Origin of the sequence: Rhizobium chutanense, assembly GCF_002531935.1 — a bacterium.
Lineage (GTDB): Bacteria > Pseudomonadota > Alphaproteobacteria > Rhizobiales > Rhizobiaceae > Rhizobium > Rhizobium chutanense.
Map to the genome: position 1 here is coordinate 24242 of NZ_NWSV01000021.1, position 23950 is coordinate 48191.

The following is a 23950-nucleotide window of genomic DNA, read 5'->3' on the forward strand; positions in this document are numbered from 1 at the left end:
ACAGCCTGGACGTGGCACGCGTATTCATAAGGTCGCTAAGGTGACAACGCCGCCTAGAACCTGCGAGACTTAAGAGCAGCGATGCAAACATTACCTCCCCCCAAGCAAATCTCTTTGGGGGACGTTTTCCATTTCGAACTTGCGGCGTGCCGCATCCTCAAGAGTCTCGTCTGGCGCTTGCATATAGGGGCGCAGCTCCTCGACCATCTGCCTGAATTTTTCGTTCTTTGACCGAACGTCGGTATCTTCTTTCTCCCGTGCGGACAGCCAGGTATCCGCTTCCTGAAAGGTGGCTTTGGTCGTGTCTCGCTTCTTGCCTCGTCCAGTGGTTATCATCGCCGGTATGCCCGAGTAATGACCGAATAAACTCGTTTGGCCTATCAGCGCCAAGCTGAGGCGCTTCCGCCCACTGACATCATGGATTAGTTTTCGAAGCGTCAGGTCGATCAACTGGTCCGCGGCCTCGGAAATTTTGTCACCCAGGTTCGAACGAACACGGGCGATCGCGTCGTCGATTGGAACTTCGCCATCGTTTCGTTCGCGGCGAAGATCGAGAACTATTGCGTCGATGTCATCACGTAGATCGGTCAGTTTCACCGTCATTTCCGGTCCGCTCCTCGAAACAATTCAGGCTGCAAGGCAAAAACGAATCTCTACTTATGGTAATATTCGCGAGCAATTCTTCGGAAAGCGCAAGATATTTTTGAAGGAGCGTCGCTTCCCTCACATTGCGGTAGACTCATTCCCCGGTGAGTCAGCGAGACTGATGCGCTCCCCGGCGCTGGACAATCGTTTGATTCAAAATTCGACGGTTGATTTTCTGCTTCCAGTTCAGCTGAGCCGGCGAGAGCTTCCGCTTGAGTTTTGTTTGTTTGAGAAACCGATATTCTTTCTCGTCGTAGAGATATCCCATTCGATACGCGTGCTCGATTAGGTCATCGTTGGCATTGGCGGATGGCTCTGCCTGTATACGCTTCAATCCTTCAAAGAGGCTGCCGGTGTCGATTCCGACAAAGCGATTTATACAGACGTTCCCAACGTAAGTTGTCGATCCGTTGTAGCGATTTCGGATGTAGCAATGCTCTAGAATGTCCTGACCGCAAGGGCATTGATCGAATTCCTCGCTGATCTCGACTCCAACCAACTGCCATTCAAGGCGAGCCGTTTCGAACACCTTCGAAACCGACAAAGGGAGGATATGCGCTTTCAGGCGTTCAAAGTTGTGGCTTTCCATAGAGATTAGCCTTTTTGATATTTTTCCTGCTGAGCACGCCAGCGGTCGCGAGCCGTCATGTCCTCTCTTTCTTCCTGTTCCTCGTCGCATTCCTCGTGCCAGAGCATGATCAGCGCATAGCCATTCTTCTGAAGACAGACTTGTTCGCTGAGTGTCGGAGCGCGTTGCCCGCGCGGCACATCAATCCAGAGGTCCGGCAGTCTTTCGTTGATCTCGCTGGGAGTGCCGACCCGAAGATTTGTTCGATAGAACAACGAACCTTGTGGAACTGGCTTGCTTCGGCTTGCTGTGATGAACGGAAAGCGCTTCCGATTATGATATATCCGGCCGACTTTCCCATCCTTCACAATGATGAAGGCCAAGGATTCAGGGTGATAGTCGGCATATGCTCGCGCCATGGCTTCCTTGCTGACCTGAAACTCCTCAGCAAGCTGGAAAACATGCTCAAGGCTTGGCGACGGTTGCTTCCTAAAACATTCGCGAAGTTTCGGCGGCGGCATCAAGATCAGTGAAGAGAAGCGGTTCGCCTCAACCTCCATCTTTGCGCGCCGGTCGCCCTCTTTCGCGGATAGTGTTTGCAGATCCTGCCTTGAACAAAGGAATCGGCCGTCCTCGTCCGGCACATGATTGGCAATCAAGAAGTGCCCGAGCTCATGGCCGATCGTAAAGCGACGGCGCGTCTGGTTCACACCGCGCTTCACCAAGATGATTCCGCAGCTCCGATTGCTGTCGGTGATCAATCCGCCCTCGAAGCCCTCGGTTTCAAGTTCAGCTATCTCCTCGATCTCAAGCTGCAGCGCCAGCTCTTCGATTGGGACAGGCACTCGAAAATTGGGTTCATGCTTCAGGATGAGACTGACGAGCCCTTCGGGTGATCCGGTGTCAGCTAGATCCATCCGCATGACGCTCATGTCATTTTTCCTTCGGAACCTTGAGCCGATCCATCAACATCTGGATTGTTTCCCGGTCTTGTGGGGTGAGCGTTTTGAGGTCTCGGTACATGGCAACGAGCGCGGGATCCTCATTCGCGCCTTCCGGGTTTTCCCCGACAAGATCAGCGATCGAAACTCGAAAATGCGTGGCAAGCTTGGTGAGAAGCTCGATTGATGGATTGGTGCTGCGGCCCGTCTCCAGGTCATAGACGTGGGTCTTTGATGCTCCGATAGCATCAGCCACATCCTGCAACGATTGCCGGTTTTTCCCTCTTAGTTCTTTGAGCTTGGCAGCCAAAGACATCCTCAAATCACTCCCTGGAATCGCCTAAGGCGCGTGCACTCTCGCGCCGCGCCGTTCGATTTATCTGTACGAAACCATAGCACAGGGATTGACAGAATCAAGCGTTAGATTTATCTGTACGAAATGATAGGTGCGAATCTTACGTCATCGACCCCTTTACGGGGACTGGAGGCACGAATGCTTCATAATCAACGACTTGTTCTGCGTGACGGCATGCTCATCAGTGCGCTTGAGCGGATGTGCGCCACACTTGAAATCTCGCAGTCCCAATCCACTCTTGCGCAGGAACGCTACGAAGGCGTCGGGGGATGGCTCGCAGAGTCGGAAGACCCGCTGTTGAAGGCGATCGGAATTTTTCTTCAGGGCTCGACCGCCATCGGAACAACCGTGAAGCCGATCGGCAGCAATGAGCATGATGTCGACCTGGTGGCGCATGTTCCAGGTCTGGGTATTTGGGTGGAGCCGGCCACGCTGAAGAAGGCGATCGGTGATCGCCTGAGGGAGAATGGCCATTACAAGCCATTGCTCGTCGAGATGGGCCGCTGCTGGCGGTTGGTCTATGCCAACGAATTCCACCTGGATATTACGCCATCGATTCCCAATCGTGATTGCAATATGGGCGGCGAGTTTGTTCCAGACCGCGCTCTCAAGGTTTGGAAGCCTTCAAACCCGAAAGGCTACAAGGCGCTTTTCCTGGAAAGAGTAAAACTGGTGCCCCGGTTTCGGGTGATGGAAGGCCTTCAGGTGGAGGATCGGGCGCGTGCCAGCGTGGAGCCCTATCCCGAGCAGGGTCACTTCAAAGGCATTTTGCAGCGGATCGTGCAGATTCTTAAGAGGCACCGAGACGTCTTTATTCTGGCAAACGACCTCGATACGTCTCAGTCGCCCATTTCCGTTCTTGTCACGACCCTAGCCTCCCAGAGCTATGAATATTGCGCGCGAACCAACGTCTACGACAGCCAACTGGATTTGCTGGTCGATGTGATCCGGCGCATGCCGGATTTCATCGAGACTCGTATCGTCAACGGCCGAACGAACTGGTTCGTATGGAACGAGACCACCAAGGGCGAGAACTTTGCCGAGAAATGGAACGGCGATCCCAAACGCGCCGAGGTGTTCTATTCGTGGCACGCCCGTGTGCTCGATGACGTCAGTCGACTGAGGAATGTTGAGGGACTGGACGGCCTGAAGCAGCGTCTTTCGGATAGCTTTGGGCCGGCTCCGGCAAAAGCCGTTATGGACTCCATAACCGACGAGATCTCGCTGTCGCGTCGAAACGGCTTGCTCACCGCCGCACCGCGTGTCGGGCTCCTGACAGGCGTCGCTTCGGCAACCGCCACGCCGGTGCGGGCAAACACATTCTTCGGCAGATAGCTCATGCGCTTTTCCGAGCCGAAGCCCCTAACCGCCGCGCAACAGTTCCTTCTTCTCAAAAAGAACCCGCTGTCGGCTGGCGACGGTATCCTCGGCTCAGGTTGCTTTGAATGGCGTTTCCGCGCCACGCCGACCCCGTTGTCCCGCATATACGAAGCACGCTTGGGATTTGCGGCTGACCGATCGCCTCGGGTCTACATTGAAAACCCGGACCTCGTGCTGCTCGCAGGTGGAAGGAAACTTCCTCATGTCTACGAGCAGAGCCCTACGCGCCTGTGTCTTTACCTGCCCCGAACATACGAATGGCAGCCTTGGATGAGGTTGGATCAGACGATCGTTCCTTGGACGTCGCTGTGGCTGTTTTACTTTGAGGATTGGCTAAGCGAGGGCGAATGGCGAGGTGGAGGAGAGCATCCCGATCCACATGACGTCGAGCGCCGCGTTAGTCGGAGCCGTTTGCAGCGCCGGCATCCCCTTCGCGAAAGGATTGAGTAAATGGCGAAGACGAAAGTCGATCAGAAGACGCAAAGGGCGCTTTGGGCGCGTGCCGCCGGCCGCTGCCAATATCGTGGCTGCAACTGTGAGCTGATCGGAGAGCTGCTGTCCGGCAAGGAGGACAAGATGTTCGGCTTTGTCGCGCACATTGTTGCCGACTCACCGAACGGCGCGCGCGGACATCCGACCAGGTCCGCCCTTCTCGCAAAAGACATTTCAAATCTCATGTTGCTCTGCGCAAAACACCATCGTCTCATCGATGACGAAGCAGCTCTTGATCATCCGGAGGAGCTTCTCCAGCGTATGAAGGACGAGCATGAACGGCGGGTGCGTATCGCAGCTAGTATTCAGCCGGACCGGGCATCACATGTGATCCGTTTCGGCGCGAATATCGGTATGAACGAGGCGCTCGTCGCAAAGGATGACATTTTTGGCTCCATGCAGCCTGATCGCTCACCGGCATCCTTCGACACGATCGATCTGGAGATGCTTGGCCTTTCGCTCGACGATGCCGACGCGCAGTATTGGCAGGTTCAGCAGACGAACCTATAGCGGCAATTTGCTGAAAAGATCCGGGGCCGGATCGAACGGCAGCAGATCACGCATGCAAGTGTTTTCGCGCTTGCGCCCCAGCCGCTCCTGATCGAACTGGGAAGGCAGCTTTGCGACATTCTGCCCGCCGCGATTCATCAACGACATAGAGAGCCAGCAACATGGAGATGGCAGAGCGACACCGCTCCGATGGAGTTCCACGTCGAGGCGCCGGCGGAGGTTCATCCTACGGTGGCTCTGATCTTGGGGTTGAGCGCCACGATATCAAAAGACCGGATCGTTTCCGTTTTGGGGCAGGATGTTTCGGTTTGGTCGATCACTGCGGCGTCGCCGCACAACGACATCATGAGGAGCGTCGAAGACCTCTCGCATTTTCGCCGGGAGTTGAGACGGCTTTTTGACAGGATAAAGTCGGTGCACGGCGAAGGAGCAAAGATAAATCTTTTTCCGGCCCTGCCCGTTTCGGCGGCGGTGGAAGTGGGGCGTGTTTGGATGCCAAAAGCTGATCTGCCTATGAACGTGTTCGATCAACATCGCAAAATCGGCGGCTTTGTTTCGGCTCTTTGGATCCAGTGACTTGCCGCTGAAGCCTACCAAAACAAGCTTCATCGAGCATACGCGAGCCGATTGAAGTGGTTGCTATCTGTGGTAGGCTCTTGACCGGGCGAGGGGAGATTAATGGTGCCGAAGAATATCGTCGTCTGCTGTGACGGAACTGGCAACGAAATCGGCGTGAACATGTCCAATGTTCTCAAGCTATATAGGATGCTTGAGAAGGACGACGGGCAACTCGTGTACTACGACCCCGGCGTTGGAACGTTGGGTCAACGAAAGACGTGGGGGAGAATTAGCCAGAACGCAAAAGGGGTTCTGGGCCTTGCCACAGGGTATGGCCTGGACGACGATGTGTTGGGTGCTTATCGCTTTTTGGCTGAACATTACAGAGAAGGCGACCAGGTGTTTCTTTTCGGCTTCAGCCGCGGCTCTTACAGCGTCCGTGTCCTTGCTGGTTTTATTCACCTCCTCGGTCTCTTGCGCTCAGACCAGCTGAACTACGTCGGCTATGCGTTCGCCGCTTATAAGCGCGCCGCTATGGATGGAGAGGATCTATCGGTAGCTTGGCACTTTCGAAGAATTGTCGGTGGACGAACCGTACCGATCAAGTTCCTTGGCGTTTGGGATACCGTTGCATCCGTCATTGTGCCGCGACCTGATCGCTTCTACATCCCCAGCTTGGAGACGCTGCCCTATACGCTTCAAAACCCTAGTGTCGAAGTCTTCCGTCAAGCAATCGCCATCGATGAATTTCGTCGGATGTTCCGATTGCGGAGATGGAAGGAGAACCAGGAATTCAAGCCCAATCGCTTTTCGACGTCAGAGCCTCGAAACCAGGACAGCCGACAGGTTTGGTTCGCGGGCTGTCACTCCGACATCGGCGGCGGCTATCCGGAAAATGAGAGCGGGCTGTCAAAGTATCCGCTTCGCTGGATGATCCAGCAAGCCAATCCGCACGGACTGAGTGTGAATGCATCCATGTTCAATCATCTTGTGGAAGGAAAGGCGAGGGGCGGCAGTGAGCATGAGTACGCGGAGCCAAACGCAACAGGGGAGTTGCACGTATCAGCAACCAGAGCCTGGCGTATTCTCGAGTGGATGCCGAAGAAAGTGAAATGGCGAGAATGGCCAAAGCGCAAGGGCCTGCTCGGCTACTACCTCCCCCACTACGAGCCGAGGTTCATTCCTGAAGGAGCAAGGATTCACGAGTCTGCGCTCCGACGGAAGGAAGTAGTTTCGTCGTACAATCCGGAAAATCTGCCGGAAATCTTCGAGGTGGAGCATGACCCCCCTTGAGATCTTGAATGACTCTTTAAGGATAGACGATCGATTGTTCCGAAGTCCATTGTTCTAGGCGGTTACGGGGTACATGAGTTAACGTCGCGAAACTCAGCCCCGTCAATTGGCGGATACCAAGCCGCCATATCGGTAATGAGGAGGACGCTTGCATGTTCCTACGTCGACTGCGTCTGAAAAATCTCCGCTCCATTGCAGAGCTCGACATGCAATTTGTCCAGTCGAGCGGTGATGTTCGCCCTTGGACCTTTGTCTTGGGAGAAAATGGTGCGGGCAAGAGTACAATTCTTCGCGCCTTGGCGCTTGTCACCGCGGGAGGGGAGGCGCTCCCCGAAATTATCGGTGATCCCGACACTTGGATACGTGTTGGAAGTGACGCCGCTACAATCGAACTCGACTATGCCACGGCGGAAAATCAACCACGATATGGTCAGCTCATATTGCGGCGCGGCGAAGGTGTCCGGAAACTTCTAGAGGCAAATGCTGAAACTCTCGAGCAGATCGATGCAGCGCTTGCCCATGCTACCCGGAATTATTTCGTAGTTGGTTATGGCGTCTCGCGCCGCCGGTCCGCCGAGCCGATCAGCTGGTCCGGGATGGGAGGGAGCTATAGGAACAATCGAGCCCAAAGCGTAGCAACGCTTTTTTCCCCTGACGCAACACTTATTTCTATCGAACAATGGGCTCTCGATCTCGACTATCGTCGTGGAGCGCAAGGGCTTCGGCCTGTTAGAAAGGCGCTCGACACGCTTTTGGCTGACGCCAAGTTTGACAGCATTGACAAGGAGCGCCGCCAGCTTCTGTTCCAAACGCCTGACGGAGTTCTACCGCTCTCGCAGCTCAGCGACGGCTATCAGGCAATGACTGCCTGGTGCGGCGACGTGTTGTTTAGGATCACCGAGACCTTTGCAGATCGCGCTGATCCGCTGAGTGCACGGGGTGTTCTACTCATCGATGAGCTTGACTTGCACCTTCATCCGATATGGCAGCGTCAACTGGTCAGCTTCATCAAGCGCACGCTTCCTAATTTTCAAGTCGTAGCTACCACTCATTCCCCCCTAACAGTGCACCAGGCAGGGGAGGGCGAACTCTTTGTCCTAAAGCGCCCGGAGCGGGGCAGCGCGGCCTCATCTTTGACGCAGTTTGAAGGCGCGCCGAATAAGCTCATGCTGCATCAGCTGATTCAGAGCCCGATTTTTGGTCTCGATACCCTCGACTCGCCACAGGTAGCAAGTCTTCGTCGAGAGTTGCGATCGCTCAAAGGCGTTTCGGAAGAGGCTCCGGCAGATGGCGGGCGAACAGTGGCTTCTGAAACGGCAGCAAGTCCTCGACCGACATCGCAGGCCGCACGATCAAAACGAGTGAAACAGATAGAGACCGAGCTTGCCACTGTTCCTACCTGGAGCGAGGTCCCGGAGTATCTGCAATCGACAAACGATCTCCTGCGTCAAATATCGGAAGAATTATCGACGGGTCCCGGGCCCGCGCGTGGATCTAAAAGGTTAAGAAAGCCGCGGTCGATTGGCAATGGAGGCGAGTTGTGATCCGGCTGACGCGCCTCCGCACCGCAACTGGACTGCCGCGAGACTTCACGGGCGCGCGTCTGCTCGAAAAGCATCAGGACTTGGTGACCCGCTTTTTCTCCGGACAAGTGGATCCGCCAATCAAATGGACATCGTCCAAATGGAAGTCAGCAAAAAAACGACTGAAGTTCGAGACCGGGGGTAAATGCGCATACTGCGAGGCATCAACTGATGTTGTCGCGCATGGTGACGTCGAACATTTCAGGCCGAAGTCCACGTATTGGTGGCTGGCATATGACTTTGACAATTATGTTTTTGCTTGCCAGATCTGCAACCAGATCTACAAGGGGGACAATTTTCCGATCTCTGGGCACCGACTCGAATCACCTCTCATGCCCAATGCTCAACCGGCCGACGCTCAGTTGATGCAGCTCGTCCAAAGCCTGGTCCGTGATGTCACATCGACAAACGACGAGGAACTGGTTGCTCTCTGGGGGGCGGAGGACGCGGATCTAATCCATCCTTACATCGAAGATCCGTCGGCCCTTCTGACCTATGAGGCCGATGATACCAATCGAGAAGTTTGGATCCGAGCCGGCGCGGGGCTCCGCGCGGCTCGTGCACACGATGCGGCAATCAAGTTCCTGGGGTTGAATCGTGAAGAGCTGCTTCGGCTGCGCTACGAGCAACTCGAAATCCTCCGGATTTTCAAACTGAGTTTCGACGAACCTCGGATTTCAGACGGCACGAAGGCAACAATTCGAGCAAAATTCGATGAGATGAGCCGCCCAGCTTATCCCTTTGCGGGACTGAACCGCTTCTTCCTCCGTCAGTGGAACTTGACGTGACGCTCACTAGAAATTTGTTTCCCTGCCATTCGCTCTGATGAGTCGATGCCAGGCCGACGCGAACTGTAGAAGTATTGACAACGTGCTCTTCCCAAATACACGTTATCAATACTACCATCGATTGCGAATGAGTGATTTGCTTTGGTTGATGGAGGGCGGCTGGTGGCGATCGAAGATCTTATTGTTGCGGATCTGGCGCTTTGGCCACACCAGCGCGACGCGGTTACACGAGCAGAAAAATATTTCGAATCTGAAAGCCCGCGTGGTTGTCTCATCCAGATGCCGACGGGAACCGGCAAGACGGGTGTCATGGCGGTCATCGCTGGTAGACGGTCGTTCGAAAGAGCGGTCTTGGTGGTTTGCCCGTCATCTGCATTGGTCGAGCAACTGATCGGACAATTTCAAGGACGCTTCTGGGACAAGATTGGCGCGGATGACGTTTGGAAGCCACATCGTGTTTTGCGTGTTTTGCCCAGTGAGATTGACGAGCTTGCCGAGGCTTTGAAGGCCTACGCCAGTCAAAGAGTCATTATTGTCGCAACGATTCAGGCAATCCAACAGACGGAGGCTGATGGAAATATCGGAAAACTTCATGGTCTTGTGGGAACGATCCTCTTTGATGAAGGGCATCGCGAACCGGCTCCGTCGTGGGCGAACGTTATTCGTGGTTTTAGCGTTCCGACTGTCCTCTTCAGTGCGACGCCGTTCCGCGGCGATATGAAGATCTTCGACGTAGATGACGCTCATATACATTTTCTGTCCTTCGAGGAGGCCGTTGAAGATGGACTCATTCGAGGTGTCGAAATTGTTGAAGCGGCCCTACCGTTGGACCCCGGTGAATTTGCCGTCGAGCTTGTCGCCCGCGTCGATGCATTGGTCGCCGATGGCCGATTTGCTGCCAGCAACAAGGTAATTGTCCGCTGCGCAAGTGAGGAATCCGTCACGGAAATGCACCAAGCTATCAAGACGGCGCTCGTGGGCCGTCCGGATGGGGTGCTTGCCGTTCATAACAATTTCCGAACCAACGCGTTGGACGGAATTTACGATTCCGTGCCGAAGGGTCTAGATGGGCGAGCCGAGCGATTCCTAGTGCACCAGTACATGCTCATAGAGGGAATTGACGATCCGAACTGTACAATCCTGGCGCTGTATGAGCCCTTCTCGAATACCCGCATGCTTGTGCAGCAGGTTGGCAGGTTAATCCGCCACCCCGGACCGATCGGTGAACAGGTCCCACGCGCCTATGTTCTGTCACCTCTGGGCTCGGAAGTGGAGGACGACTGGTGCAGTTTCCTGAAATACGACACGGCGTGCCGTGACAATGGCGGAAAGCCGTTCATCCGCAATGACGGTAAGGTCCTCGAGGACCTCGTTAAAGCGCTGCCTGAACTAGATTATGTCGCCGGAAAATTCAGATCTCGGATAGACTTGGACAGTGCCGATATTCACAACGACCTGCGCTTTCCGAGCGCTGCGGTCGCGTTTTCCGTACTACCCGACCTAAATATGGACGAGCTTCAAAAGCACGTAACGGCCGAGCTTGCTGCGGAGGATCGCCACCAAGCCATCGTCGGCACAACACCAGATGGGCATTGTCGCTACCACTTGACACTGCGGCTCACACCTTCGCCATTCCTTTCCGGTTATCTATTCCACGCCCCCAGCCTCGAGGCAACGATTTATGCCAAATGCGCAGGGCGCCTGTTTTTCTATGATAGCGCCGGCCTCTGGATCAATGAAGTTGAGGGCATTGGACCCAGGATCAATTCGAAGTCTCTTCGTCCCCTTCTTCCCGAAGGAAGCGAAAATTCCATCTCATTCCTCAACGTGAAGAACACAGATCTCGGTCCTCTCTCGCTGCGATCACGAAGTCTTTCGGCTCGTTCGCTCGAGCGGTCTGGCGTGTTCATGGGGGAGCATCTGAACGTAGTTACTCGGGCAACGGGCTCCATTACTGCCGGTTCGGATGCCACACGGAAACGACGGGCAGTTGGTTTTTCCCGCTCACGTGTTCGCGACGGCAAGGGCACTGACTTGACCGCCGAGGAGTTTGCTGATTGGTGCGCCGAGGTGAACCAGGAGCTCGATGCCGCAGCCGAGGCAGCAACGATTTTTTCGCGGTTCGCGGCTCCTGCAGATGTTCCGGCGGATACTTCGCCAATTAACATTCTCATCGATATGCTGGAGGTCGGAGGGCTGTTCACCTCTTCCGGCCGCAGGAATTCCGAGATTCAAACGGAAGACCTTTGTGTCGATGTCCAGCAGGACACCGACCCCAAGGCACCCGGCCGGTTTCGGTTTACGTTGCGAGTTGATGAAACCGATCATTTGGTGTGGATCGACTGGGTGCCCAAGAAGCGCAAATACTGGCTCACTTCGCCTGGACTAAGCAAGATCAAGTCCAAGGAAAATGAAAGGATTTCGCTGACCCGTCGGTTGAATCAACTTCAACCGTTCCGCATTATTACAGCTGATCTAAAACACACCTACGTAAACGGCGATTTCTACGCTCTTGATCTGGATCTCGCGAACGCCCGCGGTGCCGGCGGGCTTGTACTCGATCTGCTGACGCCAGTTGTAGGCTTGGATGCCATTGGTTCTGAGAAGGGTGAGATCCGCAACGGACATTTCGATGACTGGGAGGGCGGATCATTGTTCAGTTTCATCGACAGGGCCCTCAATCCGGGGGGCGGCCCCGCGTCACTTGGAGAGCCTTTCCCGGATCTGGTTTGCGATGACCTTCAGGATGAGGTTGGGGATTTCATCGGCGTTGACGAACGAGCAGCGAGTCCGCGTGTCGCCCTGATCGTGGCAAAGTGGAAGAAGGGCAGTCCGGGGGTGTCGGCGTCAGCCTTTTACGACGTTTGTGCGCAAGGCGTGAAGAACCTGGCCTACATGAAAAGCGATGGTAATCCGCTTCCGGGACCTCAGACCAGGTTCGACGGTAACTGGCGCCTGAGTGCGAATGGCCTGACACAGACCATCAATCGACGCCGCCACGGCCGCTCTTCCAAGGCCTTCCGCGCCGCATTTCAGCGAATGCGAACTGCCCCATCCACCGAGCGTTCCATCTGGTTAGTCTGCTCCGGCGGCATGCTCTCGTTGGAAAAGCTCAAGACGGAGTTCGCAAAGCCGCATCCTGAGCCGCACGTGCTCCAGTTTTACCACTTGGTTGTATCGACGTATTCGGCTTGCCAGTCCGTTGGGGTGCAGCTTCGCATATTTTGTGCTGAATGAAGATGACGGTTTTCCGCTGCTTCTAGCTAACATGAGCGGCATTCTGCCTTGACCGCTTCCAACTCAACACCTGGGTGGCGGTTCGAAGTCCTTCAGATCGGGCCAGTGTTCTGCTCGGCACCAGCGAGCGTCAAAAATTCAGCCGCGCGATCATCGGGCAATGATCCGAAATCGCCAGCATCTGATCTTTGCCGTTCGGGGTGCCTGCTTTGTTGCCACCCAGGTTTCCAATGCTCAGATGCTCGGCCGGTCCATCGCTCTTGATCCCGGGGCCGACGAGTATGTGATCAAGGCCCACCGGATTGCGGCATCCGAGATAATTGTCTGATGCCAGCAGCTGCGTTTCGGGCGTGGTCAGGTCGCGGATTTCGGCTTGGGTGCAGAGTGCCTGCCCAGCGTCGCTGATCTGGCAGTGCTCATCAAGGATCATGAGATTGGCGGTCGCCGGCTGACCGTCTGCGATCTCTTCAATGAGCGACCGAGACAGCACTCCCGCCGGCCGCGGCGTCGAGGTTCCGCTGGCGTCGGTCCTGGCCGGTCGCTGGTCGCGGAGCTCGTGCCAGACGTTGCGGTTGAAATCCCCGAGGAGGACGATCTTGGCACCGTCGGCTGCCGCGCGCTCGACCCAGCTTTCGATTGGATCGATCTGCTGCTGCAGGATTACGCAGTCCTTGTCTGATCCCTCCAGATTTCCACCGTCGAACGGCGATACGCAGCCGGACTTGAGGTGGACATCCATGATGCGAAGCAGTTTCCCATCAATCTTCAGCGTGAGCGCAAGACCCGGCCGTGGCCGCTTGTCGTCTGGGTTGGCAGGCAGGCTGAGCGCGTCCTCGATGGCGCAGGTGACCTTCTCGCCCAGCGTCTTCTTCCAGGCGATGACCAGGCGCTGCACCTTGTAGCCCGTCACCGGACAGAAATCGTAATCGGCGCCGCCATTCGGAAGCACTTCCCTGACGGACTGCTCGCCGCTGACTTCCTGGAAGGCGATGATGTCGGCAGGAAGAGACCGTGAGATGAAATTCGCGATCTGCTCCTGCCGCTTGCGGTAGGCGTCGAGATTGACGCGAACGGTTCCGCCGGCAAAGTAGACATTGCAAACCGGCAAGCGGCTGACGTCCCAGCCCTCGATCTTGAAGGCGTCGATGTCCCAACCTGGCTTGAAGCCGGCCTCCTGAGATGGTTTGAATTTGCCGGTGGCGGGATCTTCGACATAGTTCTTCGAACATTCGCCGATCCAGTGCTGCACGGTCTCCAGGTCCATGTGCCAGCCGAGGTTCCAGGTGGCGATGGTGACTTGGCTGGCCATCGCATCGGCCCATCCGCAAAGAACAAAAAGGCATGCTGCCAGATACCGGATCATCGGCGTCTCCCTCGCCCCAAAGTTGATTGTGGCGAGTGAATTACAATTCGCTAATCCGCGCAAGAGTTCCGCGAGCGCACAGCAGATATTTTCGATCATTCTCTCGATCTACAGCGGTTCAGGCGCGCTCGGACGTCCTTTGGTTCAGCCGACCTGCTCCACGGAGAGCGCCCCGGCAGGAAGGGGCTTGACCAACGACTTCGCCGGGACGGCGGGATCCAGCCAATCTGCCCAAGCGCCGCGTTCCAGGATGACGATCTGCCGATCGTGATAGGGCGCGATGTCCGGGCCCGGCTCCGTTGTCAGCATGGTGAACGCCTGGCCGACCTCCGGCGTTTCTCGCCAGATGCCGGCAATGCAGAAGATCGGCTCGTCCTTCCTGGTGAACAGCCACTTATCCTTGCGCTTTTTCTTCGGGTCCTTCGGGTCGGTGAATTCATAAAATCCGTCGGCGATAATCAGGCAGCGGTTGGAGGTGAACTCGCGCCCCTCCGACCGGAAATTGTACACCGGCCGCTTGTTCGGCCCCGGCCAGCTCCAGCGCCGCTGCACGAGTTCAGCCTCATCGCGGACGCCGTCGATCGACCTGACGATGGGGCCGACATCGGTGATCTTGATGTCCTCACGCGGTTCGAGGTTCGGTATGCCTTCGCCAAAGCGGATCTTGATCTTCAGATCGGCGAAATCCTTCGCGATCGAGGCAGCATCTACCATCAGCCGATAATCATTGCACATGCATCCCCCATGTCAGATTGGTTGCTTCGAAAATATGTTCCTGATATGTTCTATCTATGATGAGCGCGAAGGTTTTCCAGTCCGACGCCCCGCTCGACGAGCGCCGCGTCATCATAAGGCGCCATGATGGCGATGTGGAGATGGTGGAGCTGCTATGGGGGCTACGCCCCCGCGACGGCGGTCCTCGCGCCGTCAACGTCGTTCGATCGGAGGGAAGGACCTTTCCCACCCACCGCTGCCTGGTGCCGGCGTCAGAGTTCCGCCACAAGAGCTTCAGCTTTTCGCTCGCCAATGGCGACTGGTTCTATTTCGCGGGGATCTGGCGGCAGGCGTCTGAGGATTGGCCGGAGGCCTACGCGATCCTGACGATCGAGGCGAATGCCGATATCGCGCCCTATCACGACCGGCAGATGGCTGTGCTGACACGCGACCAGCGCATGGCGTGGCTCGACGGCCTTCCGGCCGAAGACGAAATCCTGCGGCCGCTGCCGGCGGGGACATTCCGGGTGAAGCGCCACGCGGGCGGGCGTGCTCAGCCGATGCTGGCGGTCTAAAGTGCCAAGCGCAACTGCGGCTCTGTTCCAGAAGTTTGCCGCTCCAGAGAGGACAGGGTGACGCCGAGCAGGCGGATGCCTTTTCGCGGCGGAAAGATTGGCGAAAGCAGCAGGCTGACTATTTCTTCGAGATCGGCGATCGCCGGCAGAGGTGCTACAACGGTCTTGCTGCGGGTGATCTGGGTGAAGTCGGCATATTTGACCTTCAGCGTCACGGTCTTGGCGCCGATCCCATTGGCCTCGCAGTAACCCCAGACCTTTTCGATCAGCGGCTGGAGCCCTTCGCGAGCCGGCTCATAGGCATGGAGGTCCTGCGAAAACGTATCTTCCGCGCCGACCGACTTGCGCACCCTGTTCGGCTTGACCTGGCGCTCGTCGATGCCGCGGGCGATGCCGTAGAAATATGGTCCCGACTTGCCAAAATGCTCCACCAGGAATTCGAGCGTCTGCTGCTTGAGATCGGCGCCGGTCTCAATTCCGAGCCGGTGCATCTTCTCGGCCGTCGCCGGCCCGACGCCATGGAATTTCTTGACGGGCAGGGCTTCGACGAACGCCGGGCCGTTCTTCGGCGTAATGACGGCCTGGCCATTCGGCTTGTTCAGGTCGCTCGCCATCTTGGCCAGGAACTTGTTGTAGGAAATCCCCGCCGACGCGTTGAGGCCGGTGACCTGCTTGATCTTTGCCCGGATCTCCTGCGCAATCTCGGTGGCGATCTCCATGCCTTTGAGATTTTGCGTGACATCGAGATAGGCCTCGTCGAGCGAGAGCGGCTCGATCATCGGCGTGTATTCGGCGAAGATCTCCCGGATCTGCTGGGACACCGCCTTATAGACATCGAAGCGTGGCGGCACGAAAATCAGCTCCGGGCATTTACGCTTGGCGGTCACCGATGGCATCGCCGAGTGGACGCCAAATTTGCGGGCCTCATAGCTCGCTGCCGCCACCACGCCGCGCGCCGCCGACCCGCCGACGGCAATCGGCTTGCCGCGCAGTTCCGGGTTATCCCGCTGCTCGACCGAGGCGTAATAAGCATCCATGTCGATGTGAACGATTTTTCGGACGGGGGGTGAGCTCATGTCGTTCATGGCGGTTTCAGCGATCGCGATGACATCGGCATCTGAAAATTTGCGCCGAAACAAAAAGGGAACATAGCAGCCTTCGCCGCGATATCAACCGATTCCGTGGCGCCTTGGCGCCGCAGTCGAAACTACCAGCCGCCGGAGGCGTTCTGATCCTGTAGAAATCAACATCAGGAGAAGCCCCATGGCTGATGACAGCACCACGACGATCCGAGCCACTTTTGAGACACGCGAAGCGGCCGATCTCGCCGTCGAACACCTCGTTCAGCAGCACGGGATTTCGAGGCCTGATATCTTCATCCAGTCGGCGACCGATCGCAACACGGCCGGCTCGGTGCCATCGGGCGGGGATGCCGCGCATGAGGAGGGTGCTCGCCGCGACGCGCCCCTCGAAGGCCAGATCGAGGTCTCAGCGGATATCGCATCCAGCCAGTTCGCCGCCGTCCAGCGCAGTCTCGGGCATGCCGGCGCGCTGCGTGTATCGAGCCGCTAAGCATGGCCGACAACCTTTCGAAATACCGCGCCAAGCGCGATTTCCAGAAGACCAGCGAACCGAGCGGTGAGACGCATGTCAAACCATCGAACCGCCGGCGGTTCGTCATCCAGAAGCACGATGCGACCCGGCTTCACTATGACCTGAGGCTCGAGCTCGACGGCGTGTTCAAGTCCTGGGCGGTGACCAAGGGACCCTCACTCGATCCGCACGACAAGCGGTTGGCCGTCGAGGTCGAGGATCACCCGCTCGACTACGGCGATTTCGAAGGCACGATCCCCAAGGGCCAGTACGGCGGCGGCACGGTGATGTTGTGGGACCGCGGCTATTGGGAGCCGGAAGGCAGGAAGTCACCGGAGGAGGCTCTGAGGAAGGGCGATTTCAAGTTCACGCTCGAAGGTAAGCGTCTCCACGGCAGTTTCGTCCTGGTCCGGATGCGCAACGATCGTGACGGCGGCAAACGGACCAACTGGCTGCTGATCAAGCATCACGACGATCATTCCGTCGAGGAGAATGGCGCGGCGATCCTGGAGGAGAATGCGACGTCGGTCGCCTCCGGCCGCAGCATGGAGCAGATCGCCGAGGGCAAGGGCCGCAAGCCGCGCCCGTTCATGATGGCGAATGCGGACGTCGAGGCGGACGCGGTCTGGGACAGCAAGCATGGTCTGGCGGCTGATGAGCGTAAGAAGAAGTACCGCAACCAAGTCGCGACCTCGACCGCCGTCGATCTGCCGGATTTCATTGATCCGCAACTCTGCGAGAAGGTTGCCCGGCCGCCAGCCGGCGACGATTGGCTGCACGAAATCAAGTTCGATGGCTATCGCATCCAGATGCGCGTTGCCGATGGCGTCGCGACGCTGAAAACGCGCAAGGGTCTCGACTGGACGGCGAAATATCCTGAGATCGCCGACGCAGCGTCCGAACTCCCCGACTGCATCATCGACGGCGAGATCTGCGCGCTCGACGAAAACGGCGCACCGGATTTTGCGGCGCTGCAGGCAGCGCTGTCGGAAGGCAGGACCGGCGATCTTGTCTATTTCGCCTTCGACCTGCTGTTCGACGACGGCGAGGACCTGCGGTCCATGCGTCTGATCGACCGTAAGGAGCGGCTGCAAAACCTTCTCAGCGATGCCGGCCGCGATCCCCGCATCCGCTATGTCGAACACTTCGAGTCAGGTGGTGACGCCGTGCTCCGCTCCGCCTGCAAGCTGCATCTTGAAGGCGTCATCTCGAAGCAGATGGATGCGCCCTATCAATCCGGCCGCACCGACACCTGGGCGAAGTCGAAATGCCGCGCTGGCCACGAGGTGGTGATCGGCGGCTACGCCAAGACCAATGGCAAATTCCGGTCTCTCCTCGTCGGCGTCCACCGTGGGGATCACTTCGTCTATGTCGGCCGTGTCGGCACGGGCTACGGCGCCAAGAAAGTCGAGACGCTGCTTCCGAAGCTGAAGGCGCTCGAGACGGCGAGATCGCCGTTCACCGGGATCGGCGCGCCGAAAAAGCAGACCGAGGTTGTCTGGGTGAAGCCCCAGCTCGTCGCCGAAATAGAATTTGAAGGCTGGACCACGGATGGCCTCGTCCGCCAGGCCGCCTTCAAGGGGTTGCGCGAGGACAAGCCGGCAAAAGACGTTGAGGCCGAGAAGCCGGCATCGGCCGCCAAAACCGATACGGCTCAACCTGCGCGAACTGCCAAGGCCAGACCCACCCGCCGCAAAGGTGCCAAGGCAGAGGTGTTGGGTGTGCTGATTTCCAATCCCGACAAACCGCTCTGGCCGGACGCTGGCGATGGTGAGCCGGTCACCAAGGAAGATCTGGCGCGCTATCATGAGGCTGTTGGCGGCTGGCTCATCGAGCATATCAAGGGTCGGCCCTGTTCGATTATTCGCGCGCCCGACGGTATCGGTGGAGAGCAGTTCTTCCAGCGCCACGCGATGCCCGGTACCTCGAACCTCCTCGAACTGGTGAAGGTCTTCGGCGACAAGAAGCCTTACCTCCAGATCGATCGGGTTGAGGGACTGGCGGCGATCGCCCAGATCGGCGGCGTTGAGCTGCATCCGTGGAATTGCGAGCCCGGCAAGCCGGAAGTCCCCGGCCGGCTGGTGTTCGACCTCGATCCTGGCCCCGACGTGCCGTTTTCAACTGTCGTTGCGACCGCGCGCGAGATGCGCGACCGTCTCGATGAGCTCGGTCTCGTCAGTTTCTGCAAGACCACCGGCGGCAAAGGACTGCATGTCGTCACGCCGCTTGCCGTCAATAAGCGCGAGCCGCTCAGCTGGGCAGAAGCGAAGGGTTTCGCCCATGACGTCTGTCAGCAGATGGCGCGCGACAATCCCGATCTCTATCTCATCAAGATGACCAAGAGCCTTCGGGGCGGCAGGATCTTTCTCGACTATCTCCGCAACGATCGCATGGCGACGGCCGTGGCGCCGCTGTCGCCACGGGCTCGGCCCGGCGCCACCGTGTCGATGCCGCTCACCTGGACGCAGGTGAAGTCCGATCTCGACCCGAAGCGATTTACGGTCCGCACCGTGCCGGCGCTGCTTGCGAAAACCTCCGCCTGGCAGGACTATTGTGATGGTGAGCGTCCGCTCGAGCCGGCAATCAAGCGGCTTGGAAAATCAAGGCGGGCAGCGTGACGAAGGGTAGGCTTCCAGGAGATGCCACACCGACCAACAAACGAGGACACGTTCGAGCGACCCTCGCGTGAGGGGGCAACGACCGACTTGCCGCATGACCGGATAACGGTCGAGCTGTTTCGGCAGGCGTTCCCGCGCGCACGGTGGAGCGACCGCCTGAACGCCTGGTTCGTGCCCGGCCGCACCGCGGGGAAGCGTATCGGCCGCTGGATGGCGGAGAGGGAGGCAGAGGCCGACAGGTTCGCCGACGAGAGGGGCAGGGATGCCTTTGCCTTTGAGCCGATCGACAGCCGGTATCTTGAGGCCGCGCCGGCGTTCCTCCAGATCCGCACACCCTTTTCGCGCACTGTCGTCAACGAGATCCGGGAAATTCCCTATGCGCGCTGGGACGATGATCGTCGCCTCTGGACCGTGCCCTATCGCTCGCTCGAGGAACTGCGGCAGCGCTGGCCGGCGATCGAGGCGGCGGCCGAACGGAATGAGCCGGAAGCACGGCGGGCGCGGCGCGAGGCCACCAAGGGGACGGACGAAGACGAGACGTCCAAGGCGAGAACCAGGGAGCGGCGGCGCAGGCGTTATCCGGTCCCCGCCGATGATGCCCCGCCAATCGATCGCGCGATCGGCACCCATGTCGGCGTCGTCTTCTTCACTGGCACGGACGGCGAATTGGCTGACAGAGCGACAATCGACGCCTTCTACTTTCCTGCGGAAAACGGCGAGGAATATGTCTGGGCGTCCTGGCGGTCGGGCTCTTTGGAAGAATTGGTCACGACCTGGCCGGCGCGGACGCCACCGGATCAGCACGAACTCGATCGCGGTTGGTGGATGCCGACGCTTGAGGAATTGCGTATCGCCCGGCGCGACGCCAAATCCAGGCGGCGGGCCAAAGAGCGCAGGGATAAGGACAAGTCATCCGGTGAGAGAACAGCAGACCACCCTTGAGGCGTTTCGACGCCTGCCGCCGGTCGAGCCGCGTGACCTCGTCGGGCTATGGAAAGGGCGCGGCGTTCCGGCCGGACATCCGTTCGACGGTGTGCTCGAAAATCTCGGCTGGTTCGGCAAGCGGTTTACCCCCGACATGCGGGCCGACGCCTTGCTGTTTCGCGCGGGCGAGCGTCGGCTCGTCGCCATCGATCCGAAATGGATACCGCTCCCGCTGGCCCTTCGTTTCCATGGACTCGGCAGGACGCGCATCGCCCGCAACCTGTTTTTCTATCTCCAGCGCCGGCTGCGGGCGAGGGGGCCGGTTGCCTCGCTGAAGACCATGGTATTCGGCGGGGTGGAGAGCGCGGCGATGGTCTATGATCACCAGCCGATTGTCGATCATTTCCGCCGTATCGATGATCGCAGGGTGATGGGGACGATGGTGATCAGAAGCGACGAGCGTTTCTATTTCTTCGAACTCGAACGTGTCGACGAGCCTTGAAAACCCGCGATCCCCACATCATCTATCGTCCATCACCCGTTTTGACGATTGCCCTGTCGAGCAGCCTGTCTGCCTCGTGCGATTGTCCGGGTCGGACAGGGCGCTCCTCGAAAGGGTCGAGCGCCCTTTCCATTTCAGCCGGCCGGCTTCTCAGTCATGTCGAAGACAGCGGCATTGTCCTGGATCTCGCGCAGGCCTTTGTAGGATGCGTGCCGCAAATTGCCCTCGTGAGTCCACCCGCGAAACTCGATCTCGGCAATCAATGTCGGCTGGGCGAAGACCAGGTTCTTGCCCTTGAGCGCTACCGCCGGCCGTTTGGTCTTCAGCTTGTCGAGCGTGGTGCGCAGGTACTCGGCATCCTTGGTGTTGAAGCCGGTACCGACCGACCCGACGTAGACCCAGTCATGCCCTCTGCGGCCGGCAAGAAGCAGGCTGCCGATGCCGCCGCGCGCGACGGTCGACTGCTCATAGCCGACGATCATGAAGCTTTCGCTCTCGACGCATTTGATCTTCAGCCAGTCGCCGGTGCGGCCCGGGCGGTAGGGTCGGTCCCGGTGCTTGGCGATAATGCCTTCGAGCCCCATCGAGCAGGCGTTCTCCAGGAGCACGGCGCCGTCGCCGTACACTTCCTCCGACAGCTGAATCGCGCCGGTGGCGCCATCGAGGAAGTCCTCAAGCAGGTGCCGGCGGACGGCGAGTTCGGATCCCGTCAGGTCATGACCGTCGAAATACAAGAGGTCAAAAGCGAAGAACACCGACTCCGTCGACGTGCGCTTGCCCCCGCGGCCGCCAAGCGAGCGCTGCAGCGCCCCGAAATCCGATCGGCCCTTGTCATCCAGCACAACTGCCTCGCCATCGAGGATAGCGGTTCCGACACCGAGCTTTTTCGCGGCCTCGGCGATCGCCGGAAAGCGGTGGGTCCAATCATGGCCGCCGCGGGTGATGATCCGAACGCCCTTGGGCTCGATGTGGATCGCCAGCCGATAGCCGTCCCACTTCACCTCGAACGCCCAATCCGGACCTTTGGGCGGGTGGGTCTTCAGCAGCGCCAGGCAGGGTTCGATCCTGTCGGGCATCGGATCGAGGGGAAGATTGGGTTGCGCCGGATCGCGCGGCCGGGCGGGCTTCGATTTGAGAAACTGCTCGTCCTGCAGCAGTGGTTTGGCGCGTCGGCTCATCGGCCGGCCCGTTTCTCGGCAGCGACCGACTTCTTCAGGGCATCCATGATATTTACGACATTGTTCGACGGAGCCGACGGTGCGGACTTGCCCTTGCTTGTCGATGGCTTCTTCAGTGTCTTCTTCTTGGCGGCGATGATGTCGAGCAGCCGCTCCTGGACCGGGTCGGCGACCATTTTCGGGTTCCAGTCCTTCGTCTGCTTTTTGATCAGTTGCTGGACCAGCGGCATCATGTCCGAGTCGGCTTCCTCGTCGCCGATAGCTTCGAAATAGCTGTCTTCATCGCGAACTTCATCACCATAACGCAGCGTCCAGAGCACGATACCCTTGCCGCGTGGCTCGAGCATGACGGCGCGCTCACGCCGCGAGATCACCAGCCGGGATATGCCGACCATGTTCTGGGCTTCCATCGCGTCTCGGATGACCGAAAATGCCTCCTGCCCGACGGGATCGTTCGGAGAGAGATAATAGGGCGTGTCGAGCCAGATCCACTCTATGCTGTCGCGCGGCGTGAAGGTGGAAATGTCGATGGTCTTCGTGCTCTCCAGCGCCACGTTCTCGAGCTCCTCGTCTTCGAGAATGACGTATTCGTCCTCGCCGCGCTGATAGCCTTTGACCTCGTCCCCTTCCTTGACCGGCTTGCCGGTAACGGAGTCCACATACTGGCTGACCACGCGGTTCTGGGTCTGGCGATTGAGCGTATGGAAGCGGACCTTCTCGCTTTCGGAGGTGGCCGGCATCATCTGCACCGGGCAGGTGACGAGCGACAGTTTGAGGTAGCCTCTCCAATACGGACGCAGAGCCATGGCGGCATCCTCCCGTCAACCTGCGCGCCGGGTCGGCGGTGCCGCGGGCTGTTTCGATTTCGCGGCGGCTTTTGCGGCCTTCTGGCGGCCGGCCCCGCGGTTGGCGTTAGCAGCAGTGCGCTTCGGCTTCGTCGCCTTGGCGCCGATGCCGGCACTTTCCCTGAGCGCCTGCAGGAGATCGCTGGGCTTGGAGGCGACCGGAGCCTTCTTCTTCGGCAGCGCGCGACCCTCGATCTTGGCTTTCACCAGTTCGGCGACGGCGGCCTCATAGCGATCGTCGAACGTGCTGGCGTCGAAGCTGCCCTTCTTGGTGCCGATGATGTGTTCGGCGAGTTCGAGCATTTCGCCTCCGATCTTCAGATCCGGCATGTCGTCGAATGCCTTGTCGGACGAGCGGACCTCGTAGTCGAAGTTCAGCGTCGAGGCGATCAAGCCCTTGCCGTGCGCCCGGATGAGGACGGTGCGCATCCGGCGGAAGAGCACGGTCTGGGCGATTGCCGCTACCCCTTCCTTTTTCATGCCGTCGCGCAAGAGCAGGAAGGCATCCGTGCCCATCTTGTCGGGCGCCAAGTAATAGGGCTTGTCGAAATAGGTGGTGTCGATCTGCGAGCAGGGAATGAAGGCCTCGATCTTCAGGGTCTTGTTGCTTTCGGGCACTGCCGCAGCGACCTCCTCGGGCTCAAGCACGATATATTGGCCGTTCTCGATTTCGTAGCCTTTCACCTGGTCCTCGCGCTCGACCGGATCGCCGGTCTCGCTGTCGACGAACTCCCGTCTGACGCGGTTGCCGGTCTTGCGATTAAGCGTGTTGAAGGCGATGCGCTCCGAGGAAGAGGCGGCGGTATAGAGCGCCACCGGACAGGAGACCTCTCCGAACTTGATATACCCCTTCCAATTGGCTCTTGGACCCGCCATGACACCGACACTCCGCACGCAACTCAAGCGATTCAAGTGATTCGGCGGCGAATCGTTCCGAGTCGAAACGAATCATTTTTCAATGACTTAGCTCTATTCGGATGCGCGTTTTGCGAGTCCCGCCTAGATTCCTGATTCCATGCATCTTTTAGCGTCGGCGCGCGTTTTCTGGATGGAACAACCTGCAAGGAGTCCTGCCATGAGCAAGCGTGAACTGATCGATACCGGCACCGATAAGCGCTATGTCCGTCGCGACAAGCAAGGCAGGTTCAAGGAGAGCGACGATGTCTCGCGGTCGCTGTCGGCCGATGTCCGTCGCGACGCCAAACGCGAAGCGAAACCGGGCCAGGGCGATAAGGGCGACCGTAAGCACTGAATTCAAAGACGTGCCAGCACAAGCGCCGACGTTCGG

Annotated in this window: 23 protein-coding genes and 1 pseudogene; 14 read left to right on the top strand and 10 right to left on the bottom strand. The window is 58.4% G+C overall.

What is annotated here, in order from left to right; translation table 11 throughout:
• Window positions 1–90: 90 nt before the first annotated feature.
• The 4 genes from CO666_RS24245 to CO666_RS24260 form a co-directional block, all read right to left on the bottom strand.
• The gene (locus tag CO666_RS24245) at window positions 91–603 is read right to left on the bottom strand and encodes a hypothetical protein (protein WP_097614704.1); all 513 of its coding nucleotides are present in this window, start codon (window positions 601–603) and stop codon (window positions 91–93) included.
• 151 nt (window positions 604–754) lie between these two features.
• Window positions 755–1234: a hypothetical protein gene (locus tag CO666_RS24250; RefSeq protein WP_097614705.1), complete on the bottom strand. Its 480-nt coding sequence runs from the start codon at window positions 1232–1234 to the stop codon at window positions 755–757.
• 5 nt (window positions 1235–1239) lie between these two features.
• Entirely contained in the window at window positions 1240–2145 is a 906-nt protein-coding gene (locus CO666_RS24255; protein WP_097614706.1) for an ImmA/IrrE family metallo-endopeptidase, read from the bottom strand.
• Window position 2146: 1 nt separating this feature from the next.
• Window positions 2147–2470 (bottom strand): helix-turn-helix domain-containing protein, encoded by a 324-nt coding sequence (locus CO666_RS24260; protein ID WP_097614707.1) that lies wholly within the window; start codon window positions 2468–2470, stop codon window positions 2147–2149.
• 177 nt (window positions 2471–2647) lie between these two features.
• Between CO666_RS24260 and CO666_RS24265 the strand changes: the two genes are divergently transcribed.
• The 8 genes and pseudogenes from CO666_RS24265 (at window position 2648) to CO666_RS24295 (ending at window position 12350) form a co-directional block, all read left to right on the top strand.
• Window positions 2648–3844 (top strand): nucleotidyltransferase domain-containing protein, encoded by a 1197-nt coding sequence (locus CO666_RS24265; protein WP_097614708.1) that lies wholly within the window; start codon window positions 2648–2650, stop codon window positions 3842–3844.
• Window positions 3845–3847: 3 nt separating this feature from the next.
• A complete protein-coding gene (locus tag CO666_RS24270; RefSeq protein ID WP_097614709.1) occupies window positions 3848–4339 on the top strand; it encodes a type II CBASS E2 protein in 492 nt (163 codons plus the stop codon).
• On the top strand, window positions 4340–4891 hold the full coding sequence (locus CO666_RS34620; RefSeq protein WP_245436842.1) for an HNH endonuclease signature motif containing protein: 552 nt from the start codon (window positions 4340–4342) through the stop codon (window positions 4889–4891). It abuts the gene before it with no gap.
• Between the two features lie 12 nt (window positions 4892–4903).
• A pseudogene (locus tag CO666_RS34625) lies at window positions 4904–5467 on the top strand (SAVED domain-containing protein); the annotation flags it as partial.
• A gap of 102 nt (window positions 5468–5569) precedes the next feature.
• Entirely contained in the window at window positions 5570–6742 is a 1173-nt protein-coding gene (locus CO666_RS24280; RefSeq protein ID WP_342588132.1) for a DUF2235 domain-containing protein, read from the top strand.
• A 152-nt stretch (window positions 6743–6894) separates the two neighbouring features.
• Window positions 6895–8286, top strand: coding sequence for an AAA family ATPase (locus CO666_RS24285; RefSeq protein ID WP_097614710.1), 1392 nt, complete (start codon window positions 6895–6897; stop codon window positions 8284–8286).
• On the top strand, window positions 8283–9113 hold the full coding sequence (locus tag CO666_RS24290; protein ID WP_097614711.1) for an HNH endonuclease family protein: 831 nt from the start codon (window positions 8283–8285) through the stop codon (window positions 9111–9113). Before CO666_RS24285 ends, CO666_RS24290 begins: the two co-directional genes overlap by 4 nt.
• 162 nt (window positions 9114–9275) lie before the next feature.
• On the top strand, window positions 9276–12350 hold the full coding sequence (locus tag CO666_RS24295) for a DEAD/DEAH box helicase (protein ID WP_245436843.1): 3075 nt from the start codon (window positions 9276–9278) through the stop codon (window positions 12348–12350).
• A 130-nt stretch (window positions 12351–12480) separates the two neighbouring features.
• Here the strand turns inward: CO666_RS24295 and CO666_RS24300 are convergent, their stop codons facing one another.
• Both CO666_RS24300 and CO666_RS24305 read right to left on the bottom strand, forming a co-directional pair.
• A complete protein-coding gene (locus tag CO666_RS24300) occupies window positions 12481–13713 on the bottom strand; it encodes an endonuclease/exonuclease/phosphatase family protein (protein WP_097614712.1) in 1233 nt (410 codons plus the stop codon).
• A gap of 144 nt (window positions 13714–13857) precedes the next feature.
• Window positions 13858–14448, bottom strand: coding sequence for an SOS response-associated peptidase (locus tag CO666_RS24305; RefSeq protein ID WP_097614713.1), 591 nt, complete (start codon window positions 14446–14448; stop codon window positions 13858–13860).
• A 56-nt stretch (window positions 14449–14504) separates the two neighbouring features.
• Between CO666_RS24305 and CO666_RS24310 the strand changes: the two genes are divergently transcribed.
• A complete protein-coding gene (locus CO666_RS24310; protein ID WP_164740518.1) occupies window positions 14505–15002 on the top strand; it encodes an SOS response-associated peptidase family protein in 498 nt (165 codons plus the stop codon).
• Here the strand turns inward: CO666_RS24310 and dinB are convergent.
• Window positions 14999–16087: a DNA polymerase IV gene (gene dinB / locus CO666_RS24315; RefSeq protein ID WP_097614767.1), complete on the bottom strand. Its 1089-nt coding sequence runs from the start codon at window positions 16085–16087 to the stop codon at window positions 14999–15001. The two genes, CO666_RS24310 and dinB, sit on opposite strands and share 4 nt — an antisense overlap.
• Window positions 16088–16265: 178 nt before the next feature.
• Here dinB and CO666_RS24320 point away from each other — a divergent pair, with 178 nt between their 5' ends.
• The 4 genes from CO666_RS24320 to CO666_RS24335 are packed head-to-tail and all read left to right on the top strand — an operon-like array spanning window position 16266 to window position 20639.
• Window positions 16266–16574 (top strand): hypothetical protein, encoded by a 309-nt coding sequence (locus tag CO666_RS24320; RefSeq protein ID WP_097614714.1) that lies wholly within the window; start codon window positions 16266–16268, stop codon window positions 16572–16574.
• A gap of 2 nt (window positions 16575–16576) precedes the next feature.
• Entirely contained in the window at window positions 16577–19213 is a 2637-nt protein-coding gene (ligD, locus tag CO666_RS24325; protein WP_097614715.1) for a DNA ligase D, read from the top strand.
• 21 nt (window positions 19214–19234) lie between these two features.
• Window positions 19235–20155 carry a hypothetical protein gene (locus tag CO666_RS24330; RefSeq protein ID WP_097614716.1) on the top strand — a complete coding sequence of 307 codons (921 nt, stop codon included), beginning with the start codon at window positions 19235–19237 and terminating at the stop codon, window positions 20153–20155.
• Window positions 20130–20639: a DUF4334 domain-containing protein gene (locus tag CO666_RS24335; protein WP_164740517.1), complete on the top strand. Its 510-nt coding sequence runs from the start codon at window positions 20130–20132 to the stop codon at window positions 20637–20639. The genes CO666_RS24330 and CO666_RS24335 overlap by 26 nt, the downstream gene beginning before the upstream one ends.
• A gap of 134 nt (window positions 20640–20773) precedes the next feature.
• On the opposite strand, the gene ligD (CO666_RS24340) is transcribed toward CO666_RS24335, so the two are convergent.
• From ligD (CO666_RS24340) to ku (CO666_RS24350), 3 genes are read right to left on the bottom strand one after another with little or no spacing between them, the layout of a single operon-like run.
• Window positions 20774–21817 carry a non-homologous end-joining DNA ligase gene (ligD, locus tag CO666_RS24340; RefSeq protein WP_097614717.1) on the bottom strand — a complete coding sequence of 348 codons (1044 nt, stop codon included), beginning with the start codon at window positions 21815–21817 and terminating at the stop codon, window positions 20774–20776.
• Entirely contained in the window at window positions 21814–22623 is an 810-nt protein-coding gene (ku, locus tag CO666_RS24345) for a non-homologous end joining protein Ku (RefSeq protein ID WP_097614718.1), read from the bottom strand. Before ku (CO666_RS24345) ends, ligD (CO666_RS24340) begins: the two co-directional genes overlap by 4 nt.
• 15 nt (window positions 22624–22638) lie before the next feature.
• Window positions 22639–23538: a non-homologous end joining protein Ku gene (ku, locus tag CO666_RS24350; protein ID WP_097614719.1), complete on the bottom strand. Its 900-nt coding sequence runs from the start codon at window positions 23536–23538 to the stop codon at window positions 22639–22641.
• A 199-nt stretch (window positions 23539–23737) separates the two neighbouring features.
• On the opposite strand from ku (CO666_RS24350), the gene CO666_RS24355 reads away from it, so the two are divergent.
• Window positions 23738–23914, top strand: a complete 177-nt coding sequence (locus CO666_RS24355) for a hypothetical protein (RefSeq protein WP_097614720.1) — start codon at window positions 23738–23740, stop codon at window positions 23912–23914.
• Window positions 23915–23950: the final 36 nt, after the last annotated feature.